The organism is Denitratisoma oestradiolicum (assembly GCF_902813185.1).
In the GTDB taxonomy this organism is placed as follows: domain Bacteria; phylum Pseudomonadota; class Gammaproteobacteria; order Burkholderiales; family Rhodocyclaceae; genus Denitratisoma; species Denitratisoma oestradiolicum.
Window position 1 is genome coordinate 2,654,242 of the sequence record NZ_LR778301.1, and the last position, 25,959, is coordinate 2,680,200.

Here is a 25,959-nt window from a genome sequence, read left to right on the forward strand (position 1 = left end):
GGAGGTGAATTATGGGCAGGACGCTGTCGTCCTTCGAGGTCGCAAATTTGCAATAGGGGGACTAAATTGCTCAGCTTATTGCCGCAAACCCCGATTCGGTGCAGCATAAGCGTCCCATCGATGGGGAAAAGATCGTGAACGGTTCCGGCGGATTTCACCCTGACTCCACGGTGGGATACAGACTCCATCGACGAAGATCTGCCCCGGCTTCTGGCACGGGCACTGCGCGATATTCTTGAGTACATCGAAATGTTCTACGCCCATGTAGTCACGGGCATACGAATGACATTTCTCCGGTAGCGTTCAAATAGCAGCGTCCAGCGACAGCAAACTGTCTCTTGGGGCCGGAGTAATTGCGGCAGCAATGTTGGCTTGACAGTCCCTGGGAGAAAAACCTGTCCAAGATTTGAAAGTACGGGAAAACGAACCGATTGCGTTGAAAATTTCGCCGTGTCGCTACTCGCTACAACAAACTCGCTGAACGCTTCGCTTCCTTCATCGCACTGACCACTGCTGCCATTGGGCGCGTTTGATTGACAACGACCCATGAGCAACTCTCGGATTCGTAACGACCACGAGCCTGATATCAGTGCCTTCGCCCCATGAACCGACTAGTCGCCGAATTCAACCGGCGAAAGGAGTGCTCCAACCGTTCAGCGCCATGTAGAGATAGCCCGCGCCATTTCCAGCAACTTGTTGGCGTAGCCCCATTCGTTGTCATACCAGCAGACCACCTTGACGAAGGTATTGTCCAGAGCAATGCCGGCTTCGGCGTCGAAGACGGAGGTGCAGGAATCGCCGCGAAAGTCGGTGGCCACCACCTTGTCCTCCGTATAGCCCAGCACACCTTTCATGTCCCCCTCTGCGGCGGTCTTCATGGCCCGGCAGATTTCCTCATAACCGGCAGACTGGTGCAGCTCCACCGTCAGGTCCATTACCGACACATCGGCAGTGGGCACACGAAAGGACAGGCCGGTGAGCTTACCCTTCAACGCAGGCAGCACGGCGCCAAGGGCACTGGCCGAACTGGTCGAGCAGGGAATGATATTTTCGAGCATGGCTCGTCCACTGCGCCAGATCTGGGGCGACGGCCCGTCAACCACCTTTTGTGCGATGGTGGCTGGATGGATGGTGGTCATCAGGCCACGCTTGATGCCCCAGTTGTCGTTCAGCACCTTGGCCACGGGGGCCAGGCAATTGGTGGTGCAGGAGGCATTGGAGATGATGTCCTGGCCGGCATAGGTCTGGTCGTTCACGCCGAAGACGAACATGGGGGTGTCATCATCGGCAGGGGCGGACATGATCGCCTTTTTGGCGCCAGCGGTGAGGTGTCGAGCGGCTGCGCCCCGGGTCAGAAAACGACCAGTGGATTCGATCACGAGATCGGCACCGATCTCGTTCCACTTCAGCTCGGCGGGGTCCTTGAGGGCGGTGAGGCGGATCTTCCTGCCATTGACGATCAGGGTGTTGCCCTCGACGGCGACACTGCCCTTGAAGCGGCCATGGACGGAGTCGTACTTGAGCAGGTAGGCCAGGTGGCCGGGCTCCAGCAGGTCGTTGATGCCGACGATTTCGATGTCAGCGAAGTTCTGAACCGCCGCCCGGAAAACCATGCGGCCGATGCGGCCAAAACCGTTGATGCCAAGCTTGAAAATCATTGATTGCTATCTGAAAAGCAGTGTCCCTACCCCCTGACCCAGTCACGGGAGCACCGTCGGCATACTCATAAACGCCCTGGTGGATGGAAATCGTTCCCCTGCCCGATTAGATCACATAAGAATTGCTGGAGTCACCCGAAGACAGGCGAGGTCTATTCCATCTCCCCTCCCAAGAAGAATTCATCCCCAGTCCGCAAATGTCCCGGGCCACATCGATGATGGTCGCCATCATGAATTCTGAATTCGGCCCGCTTCTGGATAGGTTGCTTGCCGGGCTCCCGGGGGTGTCTGGCCAAAATGAGTACCGGGAAGCATTATGTATCCAGAAGATGAATCTCACACTTAATTGTTCATTTTGCTGCGGTGCGATGAGTATCAGTAAGTGCAGGGGTTTCGGCCTGTTCCTCCGTTCAGGTTCAGGTTTGGGCTCATATTTCAGGGTGGCACAACCAATTGCCCTATGCTGTGTTTGCGTTAATCGGCAGTTCCTGTCGGAATTCCGACCTTTGAGGGCGGCACGATCCTTTCCATTCATTTGATTTCGCAAAGGGCAGTCATGACTGACGTCTATATCTACGACCACGTTCGCACGCCGCGGGGCAAGGGCAAGCCGGATGATGGTCTGCACGAGATCACGTCTGTGCAACTGGCGGCGCAGATGATGGGCGCCCTGCGGGATCGGAATTCCCTGGACACCTCCCTGGTGGAAGACGTGCTCCTGGGCTGCGTGGTATCGGTGGGCGAGCAGTTCGCGCCGACCCGATTGCTGCGGGACATAGCGAAGAACGGCCAGGTCTTCTACGGCACCACACGCATCACTCCGCCAGCGGCACAGCAGGTTTAAAGGCGATTTGCCAGGGGGCGCGGGGAAATTCAAAGGCGGGCTGTCGCAGTCATGTCCTGTTTTTTTCCGTGTCCCTCGTGATCTAAAAGCTTTTTGGGGAATATGACAGATGCCCGCCATCGAAACATTTGATTACATCGTAGTAGGGGCCGGCTCGGCCGGTTCCGTGCTGGCCAGCCGCCTGTCCGAGGATGCTGATGTCCGGGTACTGCTGCTGGAGGCTGGCGGCGACGACAAGGACTATCTGCTCCAGGTGCCGGCCGGCTGGGGCAAGATCATGCTTGATCCCAAGTATGCCTGGGTGCATCAGACGACGCCCCAGGCCGCGATGGAGCGGCGTTCCCTTGCCATGCCGCGGGGCAAGGTGATGGGTGGCTGCTCCTCGATCAACGGCCTGATCTATGTGCGGGGCCAACACCAGGATTACGACGACTGGGCGGCGGCCGGCGCCACCGGCTGGAGCTGGAAGGAAGTGCTGCCGTACTTCATCCGTTCCGAGGACTGGTCGGGCAAGCCCAGCGCCTATCGCGGCCGGGGCGGGCCCTTGCAGGTGTCCGAGCTGTTCGAGCGCACGGCTTTCGGCGAGGCGGTGCTTCAGGCCTCGGTGCAAACCGGGATTCCCTTCAACGAGGATTTCAACGGCGCGTCCCAGGAAGGCATCGGCTGGGTGCAGATGACGGGCCGCGATCATCGCCGCTGCTCGGTGTCCTACGGCTATCTGCGGGAAGCGAAACAGCATCCCAACCTGCGCATCGAGACCCGTGCCCTGGCCAACCGCCTGTTGTGGGAGGGCAAGGCCGTCGTCGGCGTCGAGTATCGGCAGCAGGGACAGCTACGGCAGGCCCGCGCCAACCGCGAAGTGCTGGTGGCGGCCGGTGCCATCCGCTCCCCCCAGTTGTTGATGCTCTCCGGCATCGGTCCCGGCGCGCAACTGCAGCAGCATGGCATCCCGGTGGTGGCGGACCGCGCCGGCGTCGGCACCAACCTCCAGGATCATCTGGTGTTTCCGATGGGTTGGCGCTTCAAGCCCGGCGGCCCCAGCCATAACGCGAACCTCGCCGGCTGGCGCCTGGTGCGGGAGGTGCTGCGTTTCCTGATCTGGAAGAAGGGGGCGATGAACATGTCCTCCGGTGAGGTGATGATGTTCCTCAAGAGCGAACCGACGCTCAGCCGGCCCGATATCCAGGTCCATTGCCTGCCGGTGACCGGCGACGTGGAGGCCAAGCTGGAGCGGGGCGTGGATATTCCCCACCAGGCGCCGGGCATGACCCTGGCGCCCTGTGGCCTGCGGCCCCAGTCGCGCGGCAGCGTGAGCCTGGCTTCCGCCGATCCCGCCGCCATGATGAACGTGGATCCCAACTACCTGGCCGTGGCCGACGACTGGCGCATCCTGCGGGCCTCCATCGACATCCTGCGTCGAGTCGCCCAGGCGCCGGCGCTGGCGCCGCTGATCGAGTGCGAACTCTATCCCGGCGCGGACGCCGTCACGGACGAGGCAATCCGGGAACAGGTGATCCGCAGCGCTTCCACCGGGCACCATCCGGTGGGCACCTGCCGCATGGGATCGGACGCCGACTCGGTGGTGGATCCGGAACTGAAAGTGCGGGGGGTCGAGCGCCTGCGCGTGATCGACGCTTCCGTCATACCTTGCCTGCCCTCGGGCAACACCAACGCGCCAGTGGTGATGATCGCCGAACGGGCCGCCGACCTGATCCGCGGCCGGACGCCCTTGGTGGCCGCTTGATGGTGGCTTCTTGAAAGCGATTTGAAACGCAAAGGAAACCCATCGTGAATTTTGATTTTTCCGACGACCAGCGGCTGTTGCAGGCGGAAGTGGGCAAGATGCTGGCGGAGACCAGCACCTCCGCTGCCGTGCGCCAGGTACTGGGTGGTGAGGCGGCCTATTCCGCGACCGTCTGGCGCAACCTGATCGACATGGGCGCGGCGGCGGCGGCGATTCCCGAAGCCTACGGCGGCGCGGGCCTGGGTCACCTGGAACTGTGCCTGGTGGCGGAAGAAGCCGGGCGCCACCTGGCGCCGGTGCCCCTGTCGTCCTCCTTCTATCTGGCTGCCGAAGCCCTGGTCCATGGCGGCAGCGAGGGCCAGAAACAGCAATGGCTGCCCCGCATCGCGTCGGGTGAAGTAATCGCCACTGCCGTCCTGGGAAGCACGGAGACCTACCTGGCGACGCCGCTGGCCTTCGACGGCAAGACCCTCAATGGCAAGGCGGCCGTGGTGCCCGACGGTATGGTGGCGGGCCTGGCGGTACTGAAAGCGGGCGTTGACCTGGTGCTGGTGGACCTGTCGGCCGCAGGCGTCAGCCGCAAGCCACTGTCCTCCCAGGACCCGACCCGGCCCTATGCGGAACTGAGCTTCGCCAACACCCCGGCCGAGAAGCTGGCCGGGGGCAAGAGTGGCGCCGCCGTGGCGGCCCGGGTGCTGAACGGCGCCGCTGTACTGCTGGCCTTCGAACAAGTGGGGGGCGCGACCCGGATCCTGGAAATCAGCCGGGACTACGCCCTGGAGCGCAAGGCCTTCGGCCGCCAGATCGGCGGCTTCCAGGCCCTGAAACACAAGATGGCGGACATCTATACCCGCAATGAACTGGCCCGGGTCCATGCCTACTACGGCGCCTGGGCGCTGTCCTCGGACGCCCCGGAACTGGCCCTGGCCGCCGGCGCCGCCCGGGTGGCGGCCACCACCGCCTACAACTTTGCCGCCGAGGAGGGCATCGAGATCCACGGCGGCATCGGCTTCACCTGGGAAATGGATTGCCACCTGTACTACCGCCGGGCCCGTTACCTGGCCCAAGTGATCGGCAGCGAACATGCCTGGCGCGGGCAGCTGGCCGACGAACTCGTGAAGGAGGCGGCATAGGACGCCGCCTCCAGAGGAAAGAAAGGACCATCCCCCTGACCCCCTTCCCGGGGAAGGGGGCAACGAAGGATGCTCGCGGGCGCTGCCCGCTCGATTGATTGAGGGTTGTCCCCGTGGGATGACCGTGCGGAGGAAATGATGGATTTCAGAGACACCCCCGAAGAAGCCGCCTTCCGCACCCAGGTGCGGGCCTGGCTGGAAGCCAACGCCCAGCCCAAGCAGAGCGACGAGGAACGCTTCGATGCGGGCATGAACGACGAAGAACGCGTTGCCGCCGCCCGGGTCTGGCAGAAGAAGAAGGCGGCGGCGGGCTATGCCGCCATCACCTGGCCCAAGGAAGCCGGCGGCATGGGGGGCACGCCCATGCAGCAAGTGATCTACAGCCAGGAAGAAGCCCATTTCCTGGTGCCCCGGATGATCTTCGAGAACAGCCTGGGCCAGTGCCTGCCCACGGTGGCCACCTGGGCCATCCCGGAACTGAAGGCCCGTCATGTGCCGAGGGGCCTGGCCGGGGATGAAATCTGGTGCCAGCTCTTTTCCGAGCCGGCGGCCGGTTCCGACACCGGGGGCATCCGCACCCGGGCCGAGAAGCAGGGGGACGAATGGGTAATCAATGGCCAGAAGGTATGGACCTCCGGCGCCCAGTTCTGCGACTACGGCATCCTCCTGGCCCGGAGCGACTGGGACAAGCCCAAGCAGGAAGGCCTGACCATGTTCATCCTGGACATGCGTGCCCCCGGCGTGGAAATCCGCCCCATCCACCAGATGTCCGGCGACTACGAGTTCAACGAAGTCTTCCTGACCGATGTGCGCATTCCCGACAGCCATCGCCTGGGCCCCGAGTGCGGGGGCTGGAAGGTGATGCTGAGCACCCTGATGCACGAACGCCTCTCCGTGGGCGGCAGCCTGCCCACCCACCTGCACCGCAACCTGATCGGCCTGGCCCAAAAGGCCCACTGGAACGGCCGGCCGGCCATCGAGGACAGCCGGGTCAGGGCCCGCATCGCCAATGCCTACCTGAGCCAGAAGGGGGTGGAACTGATCATCTCCAAGGGACTGACCGCGATCTCCAAAGGCCGGACACCGGGACCGGAGATGTCTATCCTCAAGCTGGTGGCGGGCAAGGGCATTCTGGACATCACCAGCTTTGCCATGGAAATGGCCGGCCCCGAGGGCACCCTGGGCCACCAGGACCTGGGCAGCGAATGGGGCTTCATCCAGCGCCTGTGGTTGTCGGCGCCGGGCATCCGCCTGGCGGGAGGCACCGATGAAATCCAGAAGAACGTGATCGCCGAGCGGGTCCTGGGGCTGCCCGGCGAGGTTCGCACCGACCGCAAGTTGCCGTTCCGGGATCTGGAACGCTGAAGCAAGTTTCAGAAACATCAAGGTCATTTCACAAAGGTACCCATGGCAAGCAAACCCTTACAAGGCATCGGCGTTCTGGACTTATCCCAATACCTGCCGGGGCCGCTCTGTGCCCAGCATCTGCCGAATCCGGGGCGGACGTGCTGAATAGCGTGATTTGAAACTGGCAAGGTAAGGACATCATGAAACTGGGACTGCAACTGGGCTACTGGGGCTCCGAGCCCCCCGCCGACGGCAATGTGAAACTGGCCCAGGAGGCGGAAGCCCTGGGCTTCGATTCGGTATGGACCGCCGAGTCCTGGGGTAACGACGTGTTCACGCCCCTGGCCTGGATCGGCGCCCACACCACCAGGATCAAGCTGGGCACGGCCCTGGCCCAGCTTTCGGCCCGGACGCCGACCGCCTGCGCCATGAGCGCTTTGGCCATCGATCGCCTCTCCGGCGGGCGCATGATCCTGGGCCTGGGGGTTTCCGGACCCCAGGTGGTGGAAGGCTGGTACGGCCAGCCCTTCGACAAGCCCCTGGCCCGCACCCGGGAGTACGTGGATATCGTGCGCCAGGTGCTGCGTCGGGAGGGGCCGGTGAGCAACCCCGGCCCCCACTATCCGCTGCCCTACACCGGCCCGGGCGCCCTGGGGGTGGGCAAGCCCCTCAAGGCCAACACCCATCCCTTGCGGGCCGACCTGCCCATCTACCTGGGGGCCGAGGGGCCGAAGAACGTGGCCCAGACCGCCGCCATTGCCGACGGCTGGCTGCCCATCTACTACAACCCGTTCCGGCCGGATATCTACGCCGACCAGCTGAAGGATGCCAAGCCCGGCTTCGAGATCGCGCCCCTGGTGATGGTGAATATCCACGACAACCTGCAAAAGGCGCTGTTGCCCCAGAAGATGGCCCTGGCCTTCTACGTGGGCGGCATGGGCGCAAAGGAACACAACTTCCACAAGAACCTGATGGGACGCATGGGCTATGAGGCCGAGGCGGAGAAGATCCAGGAACTGTTCATGGCCGGCCGGCGCGAGGAGGCGGTGATGGCGGTGCCGGACCCATTCGCCGACGAGATCAGCCTGTGCGGTCCCAAGGAACGCATCAAGGAGCGGCTCCAGGTCTGGCGGGATTCCCCGGCCACCACCCTGCTGGTGATGGGTACCGGCGGCGCGCAGATGCTGCGCGACATGGCCGAAATCACGCTGTGAATCTCATGCGACCCACCGAAACTTAACGGAACAAGACACGATGTATCAAGTGAATCTGGAAGACAAGGTCGCCCTGGTGACCGGCGGCAGCCGGGGCCTGGGGCGGGCGATGGTGCTGGGCCTGGCCCGGGCGGGGGCCGACGTGGTGATTGCCAGCCGCAAGCTGGACACCTGCGAGTCGGTGGCGGAGGAGGTCCGCGCCCTGGGCCGCCAGGCCCTGCCCTTCGCGGCCCACGCGGGCCAGATGGAAAGCCTGGACGCCCTGCTGGAGGCCACCTACCAGCGCTTCGGCCGGCTGGACATCCTGATCAACAACGCCGGCACCAACCCGGTGACGGCACCCCTCTCCGACCTGACCCCGGAGCTGTTCCAGAAAGTCTTCGAGGTGAACACCAAGGGCCCCTGGTATCTGGCCTCCCGGGCCGCCCCCCGCATGGCCAAGCACGGCGGCGGCTCCATCATCAACGTGATCTCCGTGGCGGGCCTGAAGCCCCCGGCCTACCAGGGCTTCTACGCCGCCACCAAGTCGGCCCTGCACGCCCTGACCAAGGTCATGGCCGCCGAGTGGGCCAGCATGGGGGTGCGGGTCAATGCCCTGGCCCCGGGGAGCTTCCACTCCGACATGTTCGACAACTCCGCCGCGCAACTGCCGGGCTTCATGGAAGGCTCCATCGCCGCCACCCTGCAAAAGCGCGTCGCCGAGACCGACGAGGTCCTGGGTTCGGTGCTGTACCTGGCCAGCGACATGTCCAGCTTCACCACCGGCACCACCCTGGTCGCCGACGGCGGCTATCTGGCCCTGTGAGGTAATCATGGAAACCCTAATCTGCCGCAACCTGGAGGAAGGCATCCTCGAAGTGCGCATGAACCGCCCGGAGCGGCTCAATGCCATCAATGCCACCCTGATCAAGGAACTGATCGACGTGTTCCAGGGCCTGCAGAACGACCGCAAGACCCGGGTGGTGATCCTGACCGGGGAGGGCAAGGGCTTCTGCTCCGGCGCCGACATGCAGGAGCCTGCCAGCCCCGGCGCCATCCCCGGCACCGACGGCATGGGCCCGTTGGGCTTCATCTACAAGTTCCAGGAGTACCTGGCCCAGCTGATGCTGGCGATCCATGAATGCGACAAGCCGGTGATCGCGGCGGTGCATGGGGCGGCGGTGGGGGGCGGCCTGGCCCTGGCCCTGGCCAGCGACATCCGCATCGCCTCCACGGCGGCGAAGTTCGGCGCCGTGTTCATCAAGACCGGGCTGTCCAACTGCGACGTGGGCACCAGCTATTTCCTGCCGCGCCTGGTGGGGGCGAGCACCGCAGCGGAGCTGATGCTGACCGGGCGCATCTTCAAGGCCGATGAGGCCCGGGAGATGAAGCTGGTGTCCCGGGTGGTTCCTCCCGAGGACCTGGCGGCCGCAGCCCTGGAGATGGCCCGGGCGATTGCCGAGAACTCGGAGTACGGGGTGTGGATGACCAAGAAGGGCCTGTGGAGCAACGTGGATGCCCCCAGCCTGCGCCAGGCCATGGAACTGGAGAACCGCACCCAGGTGCTGGGCTGCTTCACCGGCTGCATGGACGACGCCCGGGCCGCCTTTGTCGAGGGCGGCAAGCCCAAGTGGAAGCCCCTGTGAATCGTAAGAGCTACCCATGACCCAATGGATCGAGACGGATATCCCCGATCTGAGCAGCAAGCGCGTCCTGGTGACCGGCGCCGCCAGCGGCATCGGCTACGAAGCCGCACGCGCACTGGCGCTCCGGGGTGCCGAGGTATTGCTGGCGGATATCAATCAACAGGGCGGCGCCGAGGCCCTGGCACGCATCCGGCAACTGGACGGCAATGCGAAGGTGCACTTCCGGACCCTGGACCTTTCCAGCCAGCAGGCGGTCAGGGCCTTTGTCCGGAACCTGATCGAGGAAAGCCGTCCCCTGGACGTGCTGGTCAACAATGCCGGCATTCAGTCCCTTAGTGAACGGCGCACCACCATCGATGGCTTCGAACTGACTTTCGGCATTGGCCACCTGGGCCACTTCACCCTCACAGGGTTGCTGCTGCCCCTGCTGCTCAAATCGGCAGCTCCCCGGGTGGTGACGGTGTCCAGCTTCATGCACAAGGCCGGCAGCTTCGACTGGGACGACCTGCAGATGGAACATGACTACAGCGCCCAACGGGCCTACAACCAGACCAAGCTGGCGAATCTGCTGTTCGCACGGGAACTCCAGTTCCGTGCCCAGGCAGCCGGGTCGAACTTGCTGAGCCTGGCCGTGCATCCCGGCGTGGCGCGCACCGCCATCGGCGCGAACCGCAAGGCTCGGGGTGCCTTCGGCCTGGGAGACCATATGGTGACCCTGATCCTGTCGCTCGTCATGCCCCTCCTGGGACAGCCTGCCCGGCAGGGCGCCTGGCCAACGCTGCTTGCGGCCACGGCTCCGGAAGTCGTGGCCGGCGGATTCTACGGACCCACCGGCATCGGAGGTTTCAAGGGAAGCCCTGCCCTGACCAAACCTGCACCCAGGGGACAGGACAGGAAGCTGGCGCGCAAGCTCTGGGCAGTGTCTGAAATGCTGACAGCACTCGATTTCGACATATCCAATTTTGCAATGCAAGACAAATGCCTTATAAATTCGCGTCGTTGAATGGTTTGACGATCGGTTTGCCGGTACGGACGACATGCCACACCGCGTCAGTCAATTTTCAATAGCGAAGGAAATCAAGATGGGCAGGTTATCGGAGCGGGCCGTCATCATCACTGGAGCAGGTGCCAGCATTGGTAATGGGTATCGCCCGCCGCCTTGCTGCGGAAGGCGCATCGATGCTGGTGGCCGAGTACAACGAAGCCTCCTGCAAGGCGACGGCCGAGGAATTGCGACGTAACCTTGGCGTCCGGGCGGAGGTCCTCCAGGTTGATGTCTGTGACAAGACCCAGGGGTTGGCCATGGTTGCCGAGGCAGTCCGGGTTTTCGGTTCGGTGGATGTCCTGGTCAATAACGCCTGGGCTTCCCGGCGGGGTAGCGCGCATTTCATGCTGGAGGAAACCAAGACCGACGAGGATCTCGACCACGCCTTTCGCATTGGCTACATGGCGGCATTCTGGGCCATACAGGCTGCCTTCCCCTATATGAAGGAAAAGCGCTGGGGCGCATCATCAACATCGCATCCCTCAATGGAGTCAACGCCCATCCCTACACGGTGGACTACAACGCGGCCAAGGAAGCCTTGCGGGCCCTGACCCGGACAGCGGCCCGGGAGTGGGCTCAGCATCAGATCTGCTGCAACAGCATCTGCCCTGCCGCCGAGGCCTACAAGGCCTTCTCGACCGCCCAGCCGGAAAACGCCACAGAGCTCCTGAAGCTGAACCCCATGGGGCGCATGGGCGATCCGGAGTCCGACATCGGCAGCGTGGCCCTGTTCCTGGCCAGCGACGATGCTCGCTATATCACTGGCAACACCCTGTTCGCTGATGGGGGCAGCCATATCAACGGCGTCCCCTGGATGGCCGGCGGTAGCTGAGAAAGATCAGTCCGGGAGCGCCAACGAATGCCCGCCTAGTTAAAGCGCGGGGGCCGTTTCTCGATGAAGGCGCGGCTGGCTTCCTGGAAGTCAGGCCCCGCCATCAGTCGTTGCTCAAGTTCGGCTTCGGAATACAGAACCTTGTCGCCATCCACTTCGCACATGTTGTCCCAGATCAGCTGCTTGGCGGCAAGTACGGATGAGCTGGGATGCCCGGCGATTTCCTGGGCCAGGGCAATGGCCGTATCCATCAACTGATCGTGGGGCACAACCTCGGTCACCAGACCGATGCGCTCAGCCTCCTTGGCATCAAAGCGGCGCGCGGTAAGGATGAGTCGCATGGTATGGGACAGGCCGACGATTTGCACCCAGAGCCGACTGCTGCCCATGTCCGGCGCCAGTCCCATGGGCACATGGCATTCCTGAAATTGCGCCCGGTCTGAGGCAATACGGATGTCGCTGGAAAGGATCATGGTGACACCGCCGCCGACGGCAAGGCCATTGACCGCCACCACCACAGGCTTGGATTCCCGCATAATGCGCATCCAGCGGAGCTGGGACTGATAGCTGGCAGGCTCATGCCCCTCCTGGGACTCGGGAGCCTCCCAGTCCTGCATATCCAGCCCGGCGCAGAAGGCCCGCCCCTCTCCGGTCAGGATGATGGCACCGATACCCGGATTCCTGTTGAAGCTTTCGAGGGCATCGTACAACTCCTTGATCAGCTGCATGGTGAGGGCATTGAGTCTTTCGGGACGATTCAGCCTGATGATCCCTACCCGCCCTCGCTGTTCGGTAATGATTTGCTCATAGGCCATGTGATTCATCTCCTATGGTTCATGGCGAAATGTACCGGGCTTTCGAACTTGATTGATGAAATCAGGAACCGAGCATCATGAATCCTCCATCCACGGCGATGGTCTGGCCGGTGATGAAGTGGGAGTCGTCGCCAGCCAGGAAGGCGAGCACCGGGGCGAGGTCCCGTAGCGGATCACCCAGGGCTCCGCCCAGGGGAATCATTTTGGCCAGTCCCTCATCCATGGCTTGCAGGCTGGCTAAGTCCATGGCCTGGCGTTGGCGCTGGAAAATCTCGGTGGCGATGACTGGTGCGACGCAATTGACGCGAACCCGATGACAACCCCATTCCTGGGCGACGCTACGGGTCCAGGCCATCACCGCGCCCCGGGAGGCGGCATAAATGGCATTGCCCGCATATCCCCGCACCCCCTCCACCGACCCCATATTGATGATCGAACCGCCATGGACCCGCATGTGGCGGAAAGCGGCCTGGTTGGTCCAAACCGCCGCCTTGCCATTAAGGTCGAACAAGTGGTCCCAGTGGGCCTCGTCGATCTGCTCGGCAGGGCGGCTGCCGTGGACGCCAGCGGCATGGACCAATACATCCAGCCCTCCCAAGTCAGCCACAAAGGCATCGAAGACCTGATGGACTTCATTACGATCGGCGATATTGCAGCGGGCGTTCAGCACCGAGGCCGGTAGTTCCGGCAGTGCATTGTTATAGGTGCAGGCAACTTTTGCTCCCTCCTGAGCGAACAGTTTGACAGCGGCGCTGCCGATTCCACCGGCGCCACCGGTAACGATGATGCGCTTGCCCTGCAGTTTGGCCATCGAAACTCCCCCTCACTTATGCATTCAATTTTAATGATATCACTTTAATTTGAATGAAAAGCCTGCGCCTCTGGCGCCCCAATGGCCTGATCCTCTTCGACAATTTGTTCCCTCAGTAGGCGGACCAGATCACCAAAGCGAATGCCACCGACGAAAACACGGTGGCGCTACGGGCACTCAATGATTTCCTGGTGAGGGACGAAGGAACCGAGACGGTGATGCAGTCCGTCGGTGACGGACCCAGTGTCGCCCGCAAGCGCACCGTGTCTGAAAATAATTAAAGTTCAAACTGCGGAATCACGTCCAAAATACTTATGTGGAGGTTGCTTCACAGAATAGGCGTCAGTAAGGGGAGGGATTGCCCCTCCCCGCCGTGAATCCAATCAGGCCCCCAGACCGCCTGCGTAGAAGTGGGGATTGGCGAAATCGGACTTGCCATAGCCCAGGGCCACGCCGTCCAGGGTCTTGACGATCCCCCCGGCCGCCCGCAGCACCGAGTCGCCAGCGGCAATGTCCCATTCCATGGTGCGGCCCAGGCGCGGGTAGAGATCGGCTTCCCCGGCAGCCACCAGGCACAGCTTGAGGGAGGAGCCGGCATTGGTCTGGCTTGCGACCTTGCGCCCGGCCAGGAATTTTTCCAGGGCCTCGGCATCGCCGTGGGAACGGCTGGCCACCACGGTCAAACCATCCGCAGGCACGGCGCGACAGTGGATGGCACGGCGCTGCCCCTTCTCTTCCACAAAGGCACCCACGCCTTCGGCCCCGGCGAACAGCCGGTCCAGGGCCGGCGCCAGCACCACGCCCAGCACCGGACGATAGTTATCGATCAAGGCGATGTTCACCGTGAATTCCCCATTGCGATTGATGAACTCCTTGGTGCCATCCAGGGGATCCACCAGCCAGAAGCGGCCAGCCACATTGGGAATACGCCCGGCAGAGGCCTCTTCCTCCGACACCACCAGGATGTCCGGCGTCAGCCGGGCCAGTTGAGGCAGGATCACCGCTTCGGCCTTTTCATCGGCCTCGGTCACGGGGGAAGCATCGGATTTTCCGCGCACCGCGAAGTCCGTGGCGTAGATGTCCATGATGGCCTGACCTGCTGCCCGGGCTACGGGAAGCAGAAGTTCCAGCAATTCAGCACGATTGATCGCAGTCGTCATGATGAGTCTCCAGATTGAATTCGGTTTGTAGATTTCAGTTTGTTTTTCAGCTTGACTCCACTACGAAAACGATTGTACAGTGCATTTTACTTTCTTGTATTGAGCATCTAATTGTTTAACTCAAATGACTAGCAAAGACGGCCGCAACATTCCCCTGGAGGTACTCAACGAGCGGCGCCGGCTCGCGGTCAAACTGCGCCTGGCAGGCATGAAGGTGGCCGAGGTGGCCGCCCAGACCGAGCTCAGCGCCCCCACGGTCATTGCCGCCCACAAGGCCTACCAGGAGGGAGGCTGGGATGCAGTGGCCGCCAAGCCCCGGGGCCGCAACACCGGCGAGCAGCGCAGCCTGGGCGCCGAGCAGGAAACCGAAATCCGTCAGCTGATTTGCAGTCACCTGCCCGACCAACTGCAATTGAACCGCAGTCTGTGGCAAAGCGAGGCAGTAGCCGAACTGATTCAGCAGAACTGCGCTGTCACCCTGGCACCCCGTACCGTGGCCCTGTATCTCAAGCGCTGGGGATTCAGTCAAACCCGTCCGCTGGATCTGCCCACCGAGCAACTGCCCGCCGAAGCCCGGCGCTGGCTAAAGAGCCAGTATCCCCTGCTTGCAGAACGAGCCCGTAGCGAAGGTGCCGAGATCCAGTGGTTGTTGGAATCAGCGCTACCAGGGGCCAGCACGGCCACCAGCAGCAAGCGCGCCCAGCGCATGGGCCTGCTGGGCGCCATCTCCAACCGGGGAAAACTGCGTTGGCAGGTTTATTCCGGCTCCCTCAAGGCCGACATCCTGAGTGGCTTTCTCGATCGACTGAACCGGGATACCGGACGCCGCCTGATGTTGATCAGCGATGGCATGGACCTGGAACGCACCCCGGCAGTGAAGTCCTGGCTTACCGAACATGCGGATCAACTCGAGGCTTTCGCCATGCCCGGCAGCGGCCAGACCAGCGCTCCAGTCAGCCCGCCACCGAGCTCCCCGGTTGCAAAAACCAGCACCCGAACCACTCCCAGACCGGCCGCCAAGCCGGCCCCAAAAGTTGCAGTTGAAGCTTCGCCAGAAGTAAAACATTCAATTTCTCAATACACCACAAGAACGGCCGGCAACGGCCATCCGAAAGGAGCACACAAGGAAATGTCACTCACCCATTTGCAACGCCTCGAGGCAGAGAGCATCCACATCATCCGGGAGGTCGTGGCTGAAGCCGACAACCCCGTGATGCTCTATTCCGTCGGCAAGGACAGCGCGGTCATGCTGCACCTGGCGATGAAGGCCTTCGCTCCCGCCATCCCTCCCTTCCCCCTGCTGCACGTGGACACCACCTGGAAGTTCCGGGAAATGATCCAGTTCCGCGACGAGATGGTTAAAAAGCTGGGCCTGGACCTGCTGGTGCATATCAACCCGGAAGGCCTGGAGATGGGCATCAATCCCTTCGTCCATGGCTCGGCGATCCACACCGACATCATGAAGACCCAAGGCCTCAAGCAGGCTCTGGACAAGTTCGGCTTCGATGCGGCCTTCGGCGGCGCCCGCCGCGATGAGGAAAAGTCCCGCGCCAAGGAGCGCATCTTTTCCTTCCGCTCGGCACAACACCGCTGGGACCCGAAGAACCAGCGCCCCGAACTGTGGAAGCTCTACAACGCCCGCAAGCAGAAGGGCGAGAGCATCCGGGTGTTCCCCCTGTCCAACTGGACCGAGCTGGACATCTGGCAATACATCTACCTGGAGAACATCCCCATCGTGCCGCTCTATTTCGCCAAGGAACGGCCCGTGGTGGAGCGTGATGGCATCCTGATCATGGTGGACGACGATCGCATGCCCTTGCGTGAAGGCGAGGTACCGATGATGCGCAGTGTGCGCTTCCGCACCCTGGGCTGCTATCCCCTGACCGGCGCCGTGGAGTCCACAGCAGACACCCTGCCGGCCATCATCCAGGAAATGCTGCTGACCACCACATCCGAGCGTCAGGGCCGTGTCATCGACCACGACTCGACGGGGTCCATGGAAAAGAAGAAACAGGAGGGCTATTTCTAATGTCTCAGGCCATCGACAAAGATCGCGAGCTGATCGCCAGCGATATCCAGCAATACCTCAAGTCCCACCAATACAAGACCCTGCTGCGCTTCATCACCTGCGGCAGCGTGGATGACGGCAAGAGCACGGTGATCGGCCGTCTGCTCTACGAATCCAAGATGCTGTTCGAGGACCAGCTGGAGGCCCTCGAAGCCGACTCCAAGAAGGTCGGCACCCAGGGCGGCGACCTGGATTTCGCCCTGCTGGTGGACGGTCTGGCCGCGGAACGGGAACAGGGCATCACCATCGACGTGGCCTACCGCTTCTTCGCCACCGACAAGCGCAAGTTCATCGTCGCCGACACCCCGGGCCATGAGCAATACACCCGCAACATGGTGACCGGCGCTTCCACCGCCGACGTGGCGGTGATCCTGATCGACGCCCGCAAGGGGGTGCTGACCCAGACCCGCCGCCACAGCTTCCTGGTCTCGTTGATCGGCATCCGTCATGTGGTCCTGGCCATCAACAAGATGGACCTGATGGACTACTCGGAAAAGACCTTCAACAGCATCGTTGAGGACTACCGGGAATTCGCCAAGCAGATCGGCCTGACCGATATCACCGCCATTCCCCTGTCGGCCCTGAAGGGCGACAACATGCTGGAACCCAGCGAGCGCACCCCCTGGTACCACGGCCCCACCCTGATGGGCTACCTGGAAACCGTGCAGGTGAACCAGGACCGCTTGCAGAGCCTGCCCTTCCGTCTGCCGGTGCAATGGGTCAACCGCCCCAACCTGGACTTCCGTGGCTTCGCCGGCACCATCGCCAGCGGCAGCATCAAGCCGGGAGACCGGATCCGCATCCAGCCCTCGGGCCGGGAAAGCAAGGTTGCCCGCATCGTCACCTATGACGGCGATCTGGACAAGGCCATTGCCGGTCAGTCCATCACCCTCACCCTGGCGGACGAAGTGGATATCAGCCGGGGCGACGTGATCTCCACCATCGATGCGCCCGCCGAAGTGGCCGACCAGTTCGAGTCCACCCTGGTCTGGATGCACGACGAAGCCATGATGCCGGGCCGTTCCTATCTGCTGAAGATCGGCACCAAGACCGTCACGGCCACGGTGACCGAGATCAAGCACAAGGTGAACGTAAACACCATGGAGCATCTGGCAGCGAAAAAGCTGGATCTCAACGAGATTGGCATCTGCAATCTCTCCCTGGACCGGCCCATCGCCTTCGATGCCTACAAGGACAATCCGGACACCGGTGGTTACATCATCATCGACCGGATCACCAACAACACGGTGGGCGCCGGTCTGCTCAACTTCGCCCTGCGCCGTTCCCAGAACATCCACATGCAGCACGTGGACGTTAACAAGGAAGTCCGCTCGACGGCCAAGGGCCAGAAGGCCAGCGTATTGTGGTTCACCGGCCTTTCCGGCGCGGGCAAATCCACCATCGCCAACCTGGTGGAAAAGAAACTTCACGCCAGCGGTCGCCACACCTACCTGCTGGACGGAGACAACGTGCGCCACGGCCTCAACAAGGACCTGGGCTTCACCGACGCCGATCGGGTGGAAAACATCCGCCGCGTCGCCGAGGTCTCCAAACTGATGGTGGATGCGGGCCTGATCACCCTGGTCTCCTTCATCTCGCCCTTCCGCTCCGAGCGGCGCATGGCGCGGAACCTGGTGGCTGAAGGTGAGTTCATCGAGGTGTATATCGACACCCCGCTGTCCATCGCAGAAGAACGCGATCCCAAGGGGCTTTACAAGAAGGCCCGGCGTGGTGAGCTGAAGAACTTCACGGGTATCGACTCGCCCTACGAGGCGCCCGAGAACCCCGAAATCCATATCGACACCACGTCCCTCACCCCCGAGCAGGCGGCCGACCGCATCATCGCGGCCCTGCAAGGAATGGGCGTCGTCGGCTAAGACCCGTGTCTCTGATCCCGGCCCAGCCGGGATCAGAGTCGCTTTCCCAACCCCGCCCCGGCGGGGTTTTTTATTTCCCGGGAATCGACCTCAAGGCCGCTGACCGCCGCAGATAATGTCGGTGACCAGTTCCGTGTCCATGTATTCCTTCATCTCCACCACCTTTCCATCGCGGAAACGCAACAGGAAATGGTAGTGATTGTTGTAGGTCTTGCCGGAAACATGAGTGCCCAGGGACTCCGCCTCCACGGCCACCCGGTCTTCCTCCGCCGTCAAGGTGTGGAGAGTGAATTCAAGACCCTGGGGAAAAGCGTCGAGCACTCCCGCAGCCGCCGCCCGGATCTGATTCCGGTCATAGCGACCTGAAATCGGGGTGTGCCCCATGGTCTGCAGCACCCCGTCCTCGGCGTAGCTGTCGGCGATCGCCTGGGCGTCGCCCCGGCTGATGGCAGCAAAGAGGTCCCGGGCGCACTGCTTGTTGCGCTCAATTTCACTCATGGATCGTTCCCCTGAAAGTTTGTCTGGATCAGGCAGCCTCAGCCAGCTGCCGCCGGATCGATAGCATGGCCTCCAGCCCGGTCATCGCCTCCACCAGCAAACGACGGGCAAAGCCATCATCGAGCCCCCAGCGCCAAGCCTCCAACGTTAGTTGCAAGGCGCCGCGGCCATTGTAGATCAGGCGTCGGCACTGGGCATCATGCCCCAAAGCCCCATCAGACAAATCACGGCCATAGGTAGACCAGAAGGCGGGTGGAATATCGAGGAAACCAAAAATCCACTCTGCCTCCGGGTCACCCCAACGGGCCCGTTCCCCATCCAGCAGACCCGTGATGACGGGCATCCCGCCAATCCGGTCCACCAGAATATTCTTGGGCCACAGATCTCCGTGCAACAGACGGGGCGGGCCGCAATGATCCAGAACCTGCCTGTTGCGCACCACCAGGGCACGGAATGCACGCGCTCCGGCAAGTTCCAGTCCTAGCCTGTCCAGATCGCCGATCAGGCCATCGATATCCCCCAGCACCGCCTTGCTCCAGCAATCGACACTCGCCATGGGCTGGGGAAGCCCGTAGGCTGAACCCTGGATGCAATGGATGGCCCGGACCAGCCCCCCCAGTTGCCCCCACAAGACCTCATTCTCCTGGGGGGTGAAACTGCCCTGCAACTCTTCCCAAAGCTGGCCTTTGCAGTGTTCGAGGAAAACATAGTCCCGCGACACCAGATCCCCGGAAAAATCCTTGAACAACAAACGGGGGACCTGCACCGCCGCACCGGCCAGGGAATCGTGAACGGCGCATTCCCGCCGCAGCAGCCATCGCTCGTGTTCAAACAAATGGGCCGATGCCGGCGGCGCCAGACGCAGGATGACCTGATACCCGGCCCGAAGTCTGATGCGGTAGGTGGTGTTGAAACGGCCGGAGTGCAACTGCTCCACATCCACCACGTCCGCTTGCGGCCCGAATGCCCGCCGACATAGAGCTGCGATCAGCGCCGGCGTCAGGGGCGCCTGGAGGGCCGCCCCGGCCGGTGCGGTGCGTGGAAGTTCGACATAACGCATCGTCCTGTCCCGGCAAGCGGATCAATGTTCCCGATGGACACCCGGGGCATCTGGCGCAAACAGGTCGAGCAGGAAACGCTCTTGCGGCTTTTCCGAAGCCGTCTTGGGAATCTCGCTCACAACCTGGAGATAGCTGGGCACGAAGTTCGGCTCCAGGCCTTGGCGACAATGGGTGAACACCGCCTTGGAGTCGAAACTGTCCATATCCCGCGGCACGACGGCCGCCACCACATCCCGCTCGCCGGGGGCACCCGACGACGACGGCACGCCATAAACGAAGACGTCATCCACGTCGCCATGCTCCGCCACCACCTTCTCGACGAAGCTGGGATTGATGAAGTCGCCGTTGTGGCGGATGCCGCCCCCCTTGCGGTAGTCGAAATGGAGCCAGCCCTCGGCGTCGCTGTGGCCCATGTCGCCGCTGTGGTTCCAGCCATCGCGCACCTTCTTTTTCGACGCCTCGGGGTTGCCGTGGTATTCCACCTCCACCGATACGGGGCTGCCGGTTGCCGGACGACAGCAGATCTCCCCGACGACGTCGGGTGGGCATTCGTTGCCTTCGTCGTCGAGGATTTTCATCTCGTAGCCGGTCATGGCCTTGCCGAAGGAGCCAATGGGTCCCTCCCCCGGACGCTTGAAGGCCATGCCGCCACCGTCGCTGGCGCCGTAGATTTCGAAGATCTTGACGCCAAAGCGCTCCTCGAAAGCCTGCCAGATGGCCCCCGGCATGCCGCCGCTGACCACCAGCCGCACCGGGTTGTCGGCATCATTGGGCCGGGCCGGCTCGCTGTAGATGGCGGTGGCCATGCCCCCCAGCACGGAGAAACTGGTGCAGCCGTACTTCCGCGCCACGTCCCACAATTTCGACTTGGTGAACTTGCGGCTGAACACCGCCCGGTAGCCGCCGAACAGGGCCGGGCACAGGGCGGTGGCCTGGGCGTTGTTGTGGGTGAAGGAGAGTCCGGTGTAGGGCCGCTCATCGGCCTGGTAGCCGAAAAGCTGCCCCATCATGCCGGTGCCGCCGAAACGCCCCACGTTGCCGACGATGCCCTTGGGGTCGCCGGTGGTGCCGGAGGTGTAGATGATCTGGAAGGGATCGGCCAGGGTCAGCTCCGCCATCGGCACCGGCGCCACCTCCCGGGCCAGCACCTGGGCGATGTCGTCCACCCCTTGAAAATCCTTGATCGAAACACTGCCGTTCTCACCGGAGTCCAGGGCCAACACCCACTTCAATTGGGGGCACCGGGCCCGCACCGCATCCACTTCCGCCAGGTTGTAGTCGGCGCAGACGATACCCTGGCTCTCGGAGTTGTTGATCATGAAGGCCAGCTTCTCCCCCTTGGTGCGAGGGTCCACCGGCACGAACACCGCGCCGGTGATGGAGGTCGCCACCATGGCTTCGACGAATTCGGGGTGGTTGCGCAGGGAGATCACAAATCGATCCCCCTTCTTGATGCCCTTGGCCGCCAGGTAGGCGGCAATGCGATTACCGTTCCGATGCAGGTCGGCATAGGTACGCACCTCGTCCGGCGTCTTGCCGCCGTCCAGGCTCAGGTGCTCGAAGGTAAGGATGTCCCGGTCCGGCAGCTCTTGGGCCTTGAGGGCGATCAGGTGGGACAGGATCATCGGGTTGAGTTCGGCCATGAAGGGTCTCCGTTACCTTTCAATATAAAAATGGAGCTTTCCCGCCGGGCCGCCCCAAGGGAAAACGGCACGCGCCGCCAGGCGCAAACGGCACACTGTCGCCACGGAGATCCCCGTAAGCGTAGCGAGCACGAAAGAACCCCCCGAAGGGGGGCGAAGGGGGCGTGCATTCCCTTCAGCACATCGCGATGGTGATGTTCATCACCGCCGTGTCGTTGCCCAGGTTGCCGCCGCCGTTGTGGCACAGGCCCACCCGGGCGCCCTCCACCTGGCGCTGGCCGGCCCGGCCCTGCAACTGCCAGGTGACTTCGCACAACTGGGCAACACCGGAAGCGCCGACCGGATGGCCCTTGCGCAGCAGGCCGCCGGAAGTGTTCACCGGCAGGCGGCCGCCGAGGCGGAAGTCGCCCCGCTCGACACAAGCGCCGATCTCCTCGGGCTTGCACAGCCCCAGGTGCTCATAGGTGATCATCTCGGTGACGACGGAGGAATCGTGCAGCTCCACCAGGCTCAGATCCTGGGGACCGACACCGGCCTCGTAATAGGCCTCTTCGATGGACAGGCTGGTAACGTTCTCGGCCGCGCCGTCGGGATGATGGAAGAAGGAGTGGACCACCGAGGACACCACCCGCACCGGCCTGGCGATGCCCAACTGGCGCGCCTTGCGCTCGCTGACGATGATCGCCGCCGCGCCGCCGTCGGCCAGGGGGCAGATCATCGGCCGGGTCAGGGGATCGACGATCACCGGCTGGGCCAGCACTTCCTCGACCGTCATGACATTCCGGAACTGGGCTCGGGGATTGAGGCTGCCATGGAAGGAGGTCTTGGCCGAGACCATGGCGAAATGCTCGATGCTGGTACCGTGACTGGCCATGAATTCCCTTGCCAGCACACCGTAGAAGTCGGCGAACATGGAACGGCTGGTGCCGGACCCCTCGGACTGGCCGGCGCTCATCTGAGCCAGGAACTTGTCCCGCTCCTCCACATCGATGGCGCCGTTGAAGGCCGCATAGCTGATCGCCTTGTTCTCGTGGTAGAGCTTCTCGAAGCCCACCACCAGAACCACATCGTAGTAACCGGCCGAGACCATCATGCAGGCCTGGTTCAAGGCCGTGGAGCCGCTGCCGCAGGCATTCTCGATGTTGATGATGGGAAACTTGCCCAGGCCCACGGAACTGAGCACCACTTGCCCCCGGATCGACTCCTGGCCGGTAACGGTGCCGGCGGCGCAGTTGCCCACATAGGCGGCCTCGATCTCCTCGGGACGAATGCCGGCATCGGCGATGGCGTCCAGAACAGCCTGGCCACCCAGCCACTTGATGCTCTTGTCCAGGTGCTTGCCGAAGGGCGTCATGCCCACACCGGCGACGATTGCATTCACTCTCATGTCACGCTCTCCAAGATACCCGGCCGGGCTGATTGATTTGCAAGTGTGCAACGCAAGGCCCGATCGAGTCTCGAGCGTAGCGAGCAAACTCCGCCACCTCCCCCGGAGAGGGGGAGGTCGGAAGGGGGTGGGCCTTCTTGCGCCTTTTCCGTCCAACCGGCATTGCTCTTCATCGAAGTCATTACTGTTGGGTTCCGGCCTGGAAGGTTTAGATCATGCCGCAGCGGGGCAAGTTATATTTCCGGCGAATCGACTCCACTTCTTCCTCGCGGCCGGGCAGCTTGGCCGGGGCCTGGAAGAGCTTGTCCTGGGTCAGCTCGTCCACCACCGCCTGGGAACGGGGGAAGGGCTTGTTCAGGGAGTTGTACTGGAACAACTGCTCGAAGGGCTGGCGGGGCCGCTGACCGCCCGCTTCCTTGGATTCCACCGGGTAGCCCACGGTCTGCACGACGACGATGCGCTGATCGTCGGAGAAGCCGAAGGCCTTTTCCACCTTCTTCCAGTTGGCGGAGCCCTGGCAGCAGACCCCCAGGCCCTGCTCGATGGCCATCAGGGTCGCCTGGGCCACGGCCTGGCCCAGATCCATGTCCGTCAGGCCCGGCAGACGCAGGTTGGGACCGGACTTCTCGAAGATGGGCACCAGGGTCTTCTCCAGTTCCTCAAATCGTCCCTCGCCGTAGCCCAGGGCACCACAGGCCACCAGCTCCCGCAGGCGCTGGGGCGCCTGATCCAGGGCGGGGCCATGGACGTACCAGAGGATGATGATCGGCGCGTTCTGGATCTGGAAGCCGCCCACCGGCGACGGCAGGGACTCCAACTGCTCCTGGGTGGCCGTCTTGCGATCCACCACCAAGGCCTGGGCCGCATTGTTGTTGCCGAAGTGGGAGGCGATCCGCGCCGCCTCCAGCATGCGCTGGATCTTCTCGATCTCCACCGGACGATCGGGGTCCAGGTAGCGGAATGAACGACGGGTGCCGATGGCTTCTCTCAGTTCCATGGTGTGCTCCAGAAAGTGTGGGGTTGGGTGTTTGGGTATACGCTGAACAAGCCCAAATTCGTCATTCCGGCGAATGCCGGAATCCAGGAAAATCAACCAACTGGACACCGGCCTTCGCCGGTGTGACGAACTTCATCAGCATTTCCTTAGAAATGGCTGACGGACATCAGGGCCAGCATGGTGTTCTCGCCGTCCTCGATCAGGGAGGCTCGGGCGTCGCGGAACAGCTTCTCCACCGGATACTCCCGGCACAGGCCGTAGCCGCCGAATAGGGTGATGGCCTCGTGGGCGATGTCCAGGCAGGTCTGGGTGGAGACAATCTTGGCCGTGGCGGCATAGGGGAAGGGCACCCCCCCCTCCTTCGCCGCATTGGCCATGGCGATGCGGCGCACATGGGAACGGGCCGCCGTCAGCTTGGAGAACATGTTGAACAGCCGCAGCTTCACCGCCTGGTGCTGGATGATGGGCACGCCGCCCTGGACCCTTTCCTTGGCATAGGCCAGGGCGTGCTCGTAGGCCGCCCGGGCGACGCCGATGAACTGCTGGCCCATGGCGATGTTGGCATCGCGCAGCGTCGCGCCCAGCACATGGGGATAGACGTCCGGTCCGTCCATCAGGAAGAACTGGCGCGGCACCCGCACGTTGTCGAAGAAGATTTCCCCTTGATTGAGGGTGCGCTGGCCCAGCTTGTCCAGGGGTTTGCCCCGGCTGACGCCGGGCAGGTCGAAGGGCATCAGGAATACGGCGCCGTCGGCACGGCCCTGCTTGGAGTTCTCATAGGTGGCGAAGACGATGCCGGAACCGGCGATAGTGCCGGTGGACACCCAGGCCGCCTTCTGCCCGTTCAGGATGAAGTCGTCGCCGTCCCGGCGCGCCCGCAGGTCGGAGCGCCCCTTGGGATCGCGGAAGGAGGCATCCGGAAAGGCCACCATGTCGCTGCCGTGGTTGGGCTCGGTCAGGGCCAGGCAGCAGATCTCGTTGCGCTGGCGGAAGAACTCCACCAGATCGGGGCGGCCATAGGCCTTGGCGATGCCGGGCGCCATGTTGTAGAGGGCGTAGGTGATGAACAATCCCACATCGCCCCAGGCCAGTTCCTCGCAGACAATGCTGTGCATCAGGGTGCGCTGGGCGGGAGAGAGATCGTCGCCGTAGCATTCCGGCATCCCCACCAGGCCCAGGGCCTTGTATTTCTCCAGGCCCTCCCAGAGAGGCGAGTCCTTGGCGATCACCGCCTCCGGGTCCATGCGGTCCAGCTTGGCCGCCAGGGGCCGCATCACTTCCTCGGCAAAACGGTGGCAGCTCTCCCGAATGGCCAGCATCTCATCGGTGAGCGTCAAGTCCAGGTCGATATCCATTGCATCCCCCTCTGTATCCATTGGTTCCGCCCCAATAATGTAATGGAGCGGTAGTCCGTCGTTGGTAGGGGGATCATAACCAAGTCCATTTCGAGGATAGGCGGCAATTACCCAAATTAGGCACCTATCGCCTAAGCTCCAGATCCTGCGCATCAGCGGCTCGACCGGGTCGGGGAGGAGCCGCCTGCGTCCGTCAGTCACGACGAAACGCACTGACTGACTACCAGCGCTAGCTGACAAGCACTCCGGCGAACAGCCAGCACGCTGCCAGCTTCAAGTCGTCCTCCGCCTGCTTCATGGACATGGCGCCGGAAGACACCGACAGCAGGCTGGAATGGAGCAGGTGGCCGAAGAGACGGCCCAGGCTACGGGCGGTATCCTCCGGCAGGCCGCGCAGTTCCGCCTCCAGGAGGCGCCATACCGGGCTACTGTCGTCCTGATGCAGGAAGATCCGTTGCCCCTGCTCGCCCATGGCCACCGTCAACACGGCGTTCAACAGCAAGGGCTCACGCAACAGATAGGCCATGGCCACCACCAGGCGCCGGGCGGCCCGCGCCGCCGGATCCTGGGTCCGCAGCCGCAGGCGCGCCAGCTCCGCCGACACCTCGGCTTCCAGGTCGGCGGCAATCTCGGCCAGCAGATGGTCCTTGTTGGCGAAGTAGTGATAGGCGGTGACCCGGGCCACCTCGGCACGGTCCGCCACTTCCTTCATGGTCAGGCCTTCGTAGCCCACACGGCAGGCAATTTCCCGGGCCACGGCAAGCAGGCGGGTCTGGGTGGCGTTGCGGAGTGGAGCGTTTGGCGACATCACGAAGGTGCGAAGGAAAGGAGCGGCAGATTGTATC

At 63.0% G+C, this 25,959-nt stretch carries 21 protein-coding genes and 2 pseudogenes; 12 read left to right on the forward strand and 11 right to left on the reverse strand.

Features of this window, described 5'->3' with window-relative positions; genetic code table 11:
• Positions 1-653: 653 nt before the first annotated feature.
• A complete protein-coding gene (gene gap, locus DENOEST_RS12050) occupies positions 654-1,658 on the reverse strand; it encodes a type I glyceraldehyde-3-phosphate dehydrogenase (protein WP_145772457.1) in 1,005 nt (334 codons plus the stop codon).
• A 556-nt stretch (positions 1,659-2,214) separates the two neighbouring features.
• Between gap and DENOEST_RS12055 the strand changes: the two genes are divergently transcribed.
• The 9 genes and pseudogenes from DENOEST_RS12055 to DENOEST_RS20210 all read left to right on the forward strand — a co-directional run bounded on the left by DENOEST_RS12055 (position 2,215) and on the right by DENOEST_RS20210 (position 11,442).
• On the forward strand, positions 2,215-2,502 hold the full coding sequence (locus DENOEST_RS12055; RefSeq protein WP_197970604.1) for a hypothetical protein: 288 nt from the start codon (positions 2,215-2,217) through the stop codon (positions 2,500-2,502).
• Between the two features lie 109 nt (positions 2,503-2,611).
• Positions 2,612-4,246 (forward strand): GMC family oxidoreductase, encoded by a 1,635-nt coding sequence (locus tag DENOEST_RS12060; RefSeq protein WP_183148247.1) that lies wholly within the window; start codon positions 2,612-2,614, stop codon positions 4,244-4,246.
• Between the two features lie 44 nt (positions 4,247-4,290).
• Entirely contained in the window at positions 4,291-5,379 is a 1,089-nt protein-coding gene (locus DENOEST_RS12065) for an acyl-CoA dehydrogenase family protein (RefSeq protein ID WP_145772187.1), read from the forward strand.
• A gap of 135 nt (positions 5,380-5,514) precedes the next feature.
• Positions 5,515-6,744, forward strand: coding sequence for an acyl-CoA dehydrogenase family protein (locus DENOEST_RS12070; RefSeq protein WP_197970528.1), 1,230 nt, complete (start codon positions 5,515-5,517; stop codon positions 6,742-6,744).
• Between the two features lie 182 nt (positions 6,745-6,926).
• On the forward strand, positions 6,927-7,940 hold the full coding sequence (locus tag DENOEST_RS12075; protein ID WP_145771081.1) for an LLM class F420-dependent oxidoreductase: 1,014 nt from the start codon (positions 6,927-6,929) through the stop codon (positions 7,938-7,940).
• Between the two features lie 40 nt (positions 7,941-7,980).
• Positions 7,981-8,745 (forward strand): SDR family NAD(P)-dependent oxidoreductase, encoded by a 765-nt coding sequence (locus DENOEST_RS12080; RefSeq protein ID WP_145771082.1) that lies wholly within the window; start codon positions 7,981-7,983, stop codon positions 8,743-8,745.
• Positions 8,746-8,752: 7 nt separating this feature from the next.
• Positions 8,753-9,565: an enoyl-CoA hydratase/isomerase family protein gene (locus tag DENOEST_RS12085; RefSeq protein ID WP_145771083.1), complete on the forward strand. Its 813-nt coding sequence runs from the start codon at positions 8,753-8,755 to the stop codon at positions 9,563-9,565.
• 16 nt (positions 9,566-9,581) lie between these two features.
• A complete protein-coding gene (locus DENOEST_RS12090) occupies positions 9,582-10,568 on the forward strand; it encodes an oxidoreductase (RefSeq protein ID WP_145771084.1) in 987 nt (328 codons plus the stop codon).
• A 176-nt stretch (positions 10,569-10,744) separates the two neighbouring features.
• Positions 10,745-11,442, forward strand: a pseudogene (locus DENOEST_RS20210) (SDR family NAD(P)-dependent oxidoreductase).
• Positions 11,443-11,477: 35 nt separating this feature from the next.
• Here DENOEST_RS20210 and DENOEST_RS12100 read toward each other — a convergent pair.
• The 3 genes from DENOEST_RS12100 to cysQ form a co-directional block, all read right to left on the reverse strand.
• Positions 11,478-12,257 (reverse strand): enoyl-CoA hydratase/isomerase family protein, encoded by a 780-nt coding sequence (locus DENOEST_RS12100; protein ID WP_170228226.1) that lies wholly within the window; start codon positions 12,255-12,257, stop codon positions 11,478-11,480.
• Positions 12,258-12,318: 61 nt separating this feature from the next.
• Complete coding sequence (locus DENOEST_RS12105) at positions 12,319-13,068, reverse strand: SDR family NAD(P)-dependent oxidoreductase (RefSeq protein WP_145771086.1); 750 nt, start codon at positions 13,066-13,068, stop codon at positions 12,319-12,321.
• A gap of 383 nt (positions 13,069-13,451) precedes the next feature.
• A complete protein-coding gene (cysQ, locus tag DENOEST_RS12110) occupies positions 13,452-14,228 on the reverse strand; it encodes a 3'(2'),5'-bisphosphate nucleotidase CysQ (RefSeq protein WP_145771087.1) in 777 nt (258 codons plus the stop codon).
• Between the two features lie 208 nt (positions 14,229-14,436).
• Here cysQ and DENOEST_RS20575 point away from each other — a divergent pair.
• The 3 genes and pseudogenes from DENOEST_RS20575 to cysN form a co-directional block, all read left to right on the forward strand.
• Positions 14,437-15,147, forward strand: a pseudogene (locus DENOEST_RS20575) (winged helix-turn-helix domain-containing protein); the annotation flags it as partial.
• A 210-nt stretch (positions 15,148-15,357) separates the two neighbouring features.
• The gene (gene cysD / locus DENOEST_RS20220) at positions 15,358-16,257 is read left to right on the forward strand and encodes a sulfate adenylyltransferase subunit CysD (RefSeq protein ID WP_232096581.1); all 900 of its coding nucleotides are present in this window, start codon (positions 15,358-15,360) and stop codon (positions 16,255-16,257) included.
• Positions 16,257-18,173: a sulfate adenylyltransferase subunit CysN gene (gene cysN, locus DENOEST_RS12120; RefSeq protein WP_145771089.1), complete on the forward strand. Its 1,917-nt coding sequence runs from the start codon at positions 16,257-16,259 to the stop codon at positions 18,171-18,173. The genes cysD and cysN overlap by 1 nt, the downstream gene beginning before the upstream one ends.
• A gap of 90 nt (positions 18,174-18,263) precedes the next feature.
• On the opposite strand, the gene DENOEST_RS12125 is transcribed toward cysN, so the two are convergent.
• The 7 genes from DENOEST_RS12125 to DENOEST_RS12155 all read right to left on the reverse strand — a co-directional run bounded on the left by DENOEST_RS12125 (position 18,264) and on the right by DENOEST_RS12155 (position 25,922).
• Positions 18,264-18,671, reverse strand: coding sequence for a nuclear transport factor 2 family protein (locus tag DENOEST_RS12125; protein WP_145771090.1), 408 nt, complete (start codon positions 18,669-18,671; stop codon positions 18,264-18,266).
• A gap of 28 nt (positions 18,672-18,699) precedes the next feature.
• Complete coding sequence (locus DENOEST_RS12130) at positions 18,700-19,731, reverse strand: phosphotransferase family protein (RefSeq protein WP_145771091.1); 1,032 nt, start codon at positions 19,729-19,731, stop codon at positions 18,700-18,702.
• Between the two features lie 21 nt (positions 19,732-19,752).
• Positions 19,753-21,375 (reverse strand): AMP-binding protein, encoded by a 1,623-nt coding sequence (locus DENOEST_RS12135; RefSeq protein WP_145771092.1) that lies wholly within the window; start codon positions 21,373-21,375, stop codon positions 19,753-19,755.
• Positions 21,376-21,550: 175 nt separating this feature from the next.
• A complete protein-coding gene (locus DENOEST_RS12140) occupies positions 21,551-22,762 on the reverse strand; it encodes a thiolase family protein (protein ID WP_145771093.1) in 1,212 nt (403 codons plus the stop codon).
• 208 nt (positions 22,763-22,970) lie between these two features.
• Positions 22,971-23,759 carry a nitroreductase family protein gene (locus tag DENOEST_RS12145; protein WP_145771094.1) on the reverse strand — a complete coding sequence of 263 codons (789 nt, stop codon included), beginning with the start codon at positions 23,757-23,759 and terminating at the stop codon, positions 22,971-22,973.
• Between the two features lie 146 nt (positions 23,760-23,905).
• A complete protein-coding gene (locus tag DENOEST_RS12150) occupies positions 23,906-25,114 on the reverse strand; it encodes an acyl-CoA dehydrogenase family protein (RefSeq protein ID WP_170228227.1) in 1,209 nt (402 codons plus the stop codon).
• Positions 25,115-25,343: 229 nt separating this feature from the next.
• On the reverse strand, positions 25,344-25,922 hold the full coding sequence (locus tag DENOEST_RS12155; protein WP_145771096.1) for a TetR/AcrR family transcriptional regulator: 579 nt from the start codon (positions 25,920-25,922) through the stop codon (positions 25,344-25,346).
• Between the last annotated feature and the right edge of the window lie 37 nt (positions 25,923-25,959).

Coding starts and splice junctions, on each gene's coding strand:
- gap (WP_145772457.1), bottom strand. CDS start 1,658: ATGATTTTCAAGCTTGGCATCAACGGTTTTGGCCGCATCGGCCGCATG.
- DENOEST_RS12055 (WP_197970604.1), top strand. CDS start 2,215: ATGACTGACGTCTATATCTACGACCACGTTCGCACGCCGCGGGGCAAG.
- DENOEST_RS12060 (WP_183148247.1), top strand. CDS start 2,612: ATGCCCGCCATCGAAACATTTGATTACATCGTAGTAGGGGCCGGCTCG.
- DENOEST_RS12070 (WP_197970528.1), top strand. CDS start 5,515: ATGATGGATTTCAGAGACACCCCCGAAGAAGCCGCCTTCCGCACCCAG.
- DENOEST_RS12075 (WP_145771081.1), top strand. CDS start 6,927: ATGAAACTGGGACTGCAACTGGGCTACTGGGGCTCCGAGCCCCCCGCC.
- DENOEST_RS12080 (WP_145771082.1), top strand. CDS start 7,981: ATGTATCAAGTGAATCTGGAAGACAAGGTCGCCCTGGTGACCGGCGGC.
- DENOEST_RS12085 (WP_145771083.1), top strand. CDS start 8,753: ATGGAAACCCTAATCTGCCGCAACCTGGAGGAAGGCATCCTCGAAGTG.
- DENOEST_RS12090 (WP_145771084.1), top strand. CDS start 9,582: ATGACCCAATGGATCGAGACGGATATCCCCGATCTGAGCAGCAAGCGC.
- DENOEST_RS12100 (WP_170228226.1), bottom strand. CDS start 12,257: ATGGCCTATGAGCAAATCATTACCGAACAGCGAGGGCGGGTAGGGATC.
- DENOEST_RS12105 (WP_145771086.1), bottom strand. CDS start 13,068: ATGGCCAAACTGCAGGGCAAGCGCATCATCGTTACCGGTGGCGCCGGT.
- cysQ (WP_145771087.1), bottom strand. CDS start 14,228: ATGACGACTGCGATCAATCGTGCTGAATTGCTGGAACTTCTGCTTCCC.
- cysD (WP_232096581.1), top strand. CDS start 15,358: ATGTCACTCACCCATTTGCAACGCCTCGAGGCAGAGAGCATCCACATC.
- cysN (WP_145771089.1), top strand. CDS start 16,257: ATGTCTCAGGCCATCGACAAAGATCGCGAGCTGATCGCCAGCGATATC.
- DENOEST_RS12125 (WP_145771090.1), bottom strand. CDS start 18,671: ATGAGTGAAATTGAGCGCAACAAGCAGTGCGCCCGGGACCTCTTTGCT.
- DENOEST_RS12130 (WP_145771091.1), bottom strand. CDS start 19,731: ATGCGTTATGTCGAACTTCCACGCACCGCACCGGCCGGGGCGGCCCTC.
- DENOEST_RS12135 (WP_145771092.1), bottom strand. CDS start 21,375: ATGGCCGAACTCAACCCGATGATCCTGTCCCACCTGATCGCCCTCAAG.
- DENOEST_RS12140 (WP_145771093.1), bottom strand. CDS start 22,762: ATGAGAGTGAATGCAATCGTCGCCGGTGTGGGCATGACGCCCTTCGGC.
- DENOEST_RS12145 (WP_145771094.1), bottom strand. CDS start 23,759: ATGGAACTGAGAGAAGCCATCGGCACCCGTCGTTCATTCCGCTACCTG.
- DENOEST_RS12150 (WP_170228227.1), bottom strand. CDS start 25,114: ATGGATATCGACCTGGACTTGACGCTCACCGATGAGATGCTGGCCATT.
- DENOEST_RS12155 (WP_145771096.1), bottom strand. CDS start 25,922: ATGTCGCCAAACGCTCCACTCCGCAACGCCACCCAGACCCGCCTGCTT.